The organism is Candidatus Omnitrophota bacterium, assembly GCA_028716565.1.
Taxonomy (GTDB): Bacteria; Omnitrophota; Gorgyraeia; order Pluralincolimonadales; family Pluralincolimonadaceae; genus Pluralincolimonas.
In genome coordinates this window covers 1-2,929 of sequence record JAQUPL010000017.1, presented here as the reverse complement: position 1 = coordinate 2,929, position 2,929 = coordinate 1, and the positions used below count along the sequence as shown (strand labels likewise).

At 54.1% G+C, this 2,929-nt stretch carries 3 protein-coding genes; all 3 read right to left on the bottom strand.

Annotated features, from left to right (window positions below; translation table 11 throughout):
* Positions 1-12: 12 nt before the first annotated feature.
* Positions 13-1,071 (bottom strand): hypothetical protein, encoded by a 1,059-nt coding sequence (locus tag PHO67_09010; GenBank protein MDD5547276.1) that lies wholly within the window; start codon positions 1,069-1,071, stop codon positions 13-15.
* Between the two features lie 5 nt (positions 1,072-1,076).
* On the bottom strand, positions 1,077-1,430 hold the full coding sequence (locus PHO67_09005) for a helix-turn-helix domain-containing protein (protein MDD5547275.1): 354 nt from the start codon (positions 1,428-1,430) through the stop codon (positions 1,077-1,079).
* Positions 1,431-1,464: 34 nt separating this feature from the next.
* On the bottom strand, positions 1,465-2,929 hold a 1,465-nt coding region (locus PHO67_09000; GenBank protein ID MDD5547274.1), incomplete at its 5' end, for an IS481 family transposase.

The window sequence follows — 2,929 nt, the reverse complement described above, 5'->3', positions numbered from 1 at the left end:
TGTGCACACCATCTAATTATGAGTCCGGATTTCCTGAAAAACGGGTAACACTTTTTTGTTAATGGTGACGGTAATAGAGCCGTTTTTGCGCAGCCAGGATTCGACGGCGATACGCCATGCGGATTCGGCTGACGATTTTTGATTGTCCTTCATGTTTTCTAAAATATGTTTTTGCAACGCTACGATCCATTCATAGACATTCCTCCTTTGGCGTTTGGTAAATGTTTGTTTTGTTGTAAAGAAGGCCTGACAGGCGTTTTGGCCGTTTAAACACGGTCGCTGCCCATGGTTTAGATTGTGCGCGGCAGCGGCGCTATACGCCTCGATGTGTTCGCGGGGGCAAGCGGAAGCCATTGACAGTAGCGAACGCAGTTCCGATTTAAGCTCGCCCTGCGCATGTTCGATTCCACCGTTGTACGGCGCATAATAGACCGGGCTGTTCAGCGGTATGACAAAATATTCGGACAGGACGTCGTTAATCGCCGCGTGGTTCATGTTGCCGCCATTGTCGCGTTTTAAAAACAGCGGAGCGCCGAACCGTTTGAACTGCGCGGCCAGGTATCCGGCGATTTCTTCGCCGCAGGGACATTCACCCGCCATAGGGCTGAACTTATACCGTGACGCCAAGTCCTGCACTTGATTAAGATAGACCTTCTTTCCTTGGGCGTCACGCTGTTCATATTCCGATGCGTCCATGGCCCAGATAACCCCAGGAGCAAGCCACGCGATGCGCCGCAGATTGTTCCTCTGGTCTGTATGCACGTCGTGCCGCGCCATAGCGACGAGCGCCATCAAAACACGGCGGGAGATACCGGCCGCATAGCGCCGGTAAAGATCACCCGCGCCGATGGTACGCTTTACACCATGCGCAAGTTGCCCAATACCTGCCGATAAGGCACTTAAGTCCAGCGGCGCGATCTTTTTAGGACCAGGCCGCCGGACACACGGTAGCGGCGCTTGTCGCCGTTGACGCCAGCGCATGACATTGCCATAGGGCAGTTTCATGGTATGGCAGATCGAACGGAACGGCAACAGCGATTGCCGTTTAACGGCATCGATAATGGCAAGCATTCGAACTATCGCCGCTCCTTTCGGTTCCGTTTTTTTTTCGCATGATACAGTTCATAGGCTGCCAGCAGGTTCCGTACTTCCTCGGTCTGCTTGGCAAGATATAACTGCTTCTCCAGTTCCGCTACGCGTTTCTGCAACAACTCCTTCTCTGTATCCACGGCAGCCGGCGGTCTGCCCGGCAAGCGGTCTTCCAGGGCCGTGTTCATCGCGTTGAGCGCCCGGTTCTCCCATTCGTACCATGTTTTGCGCGAGACGCCGAGCTGCTGCGCCGCTTCCGTTGCGGTCATCCCGCCCGAACGGACTTTGATCAACAGCGTCATGCGTTGCCGCGCTAACTCCTGCTTGTCCTTGTGACTCATGCGTATTCCCCGGTTCAAGGATTATGACTTCATCTCAATTTTCGCTTCCGGCTCCATCCGTACCGCTTCCTGCAATTTGACAAGACGGGTCGTCAGTTTGTTCCGCAGGATTGTTGTCCCAAAACGCTTTTGCTCCAGTAACATCTGCAAGCGCGGACTCAGCGCCGGACCCTGCTTTAAATTGACTCTGGGCTCCAGCGCTTGCAGCATCCCTTCCATCGCCCGCGTCTGCCAGTGCGACAGCAGCGCCCACGGGATGGTCAACTCCCGGCACACTTCCCCCGGTTTTCTCCGGTCCGACCAGATCGATAACACCGCCCGGCACTTCTCCTGCGCCGTAAAGACCGTCCTCTGTTTTTTTATCTTCGTCGCCTTCTCTGTTTTTTCCATGATCTTGTTCTCCCTGGCCTAATGAATAAATTAACTCCCGCGCATTTTGCTTCTCATTGTCAAGCGTCAGCCGCAGCTTGCCTTTCTCCGCCCGCAGAACAACCGACTGCCCTTCCATCCGGCCTACCATGTAAAACGGCGAGCGCGGTTTGCCCCGCAGCGCCATCTCTAATAGATTTTCCTGAATGCCGTGTTCGATGGTCTTGCGCAGTTCCGTCTGTATCTCAAAATATCGGTCCGCCGGACACAAGCCGCCGATGCCCTGGTGCGGTCGCTGATGATTGTAATACTTCACCCACAAACGAATACGCTCCTGCGCGTTTTCAAAACTGTCAAACTGCGCCCGATTTAAATACTCAAGATATATCGTCTTCCAGAACCGCTCGATCTTGCCCAACGTCATCGGATGGTGCGGCTGCGATTTAATGTGGTGTATGTGGTCCTTCTTAAGCTCCCCCTCAAACCGCGTATTGCCGCGCCAGCTCGTATACTGGCGTCCATTGTCCGTCAACATCTCTTTAGGCGGATTGTACTCCGCCGCTGCGCGGCGATACACCTCGATCACACTGTCCGACGTCTGGCTCCGGAATAAATCCAGGCCTGTTATGTACCGAGAATAATCGTCGATGTAACCGATAAGATAGGCGTACTTGCCGCCCAGGCGAAACGTAAAAATGTCCGTCTGCCAGAGTTGGTTCGGCGTGCTCCGCTCGAAAAATCGCGGTCGTCTCATATTGCGGTGCGGTTTTCTTCTGCCGGGAGGACTTATCAGCGAAGACTCATGCAGCGTTTTGCGCACCGTCTCCGGGCTAGCGGATAGAAAAAACATCCGGCGCAGCACCTGCGAAATCCGCTTGACGCCAAAACCCGGATGCGTACGCTTGAGCGATACGATCTTCTCCTTTACCGGCAACGGGCAGCGCCGTTTCACACCGCCCGGTTTACAGGGAGACAATCCTGCTTCGCCCTGCTTTCGGTAGCGCCGTAGCCAGTTGTAAAGCGTCGTCTTGTGTATGCCGCTCTCCTTGATTATCAGCGCGGCCGGCAACCCTTCTTCAAAAAAGAGCTTTACAAGCTTTAAACGAAAATCCAACGGATAATATCGTTCC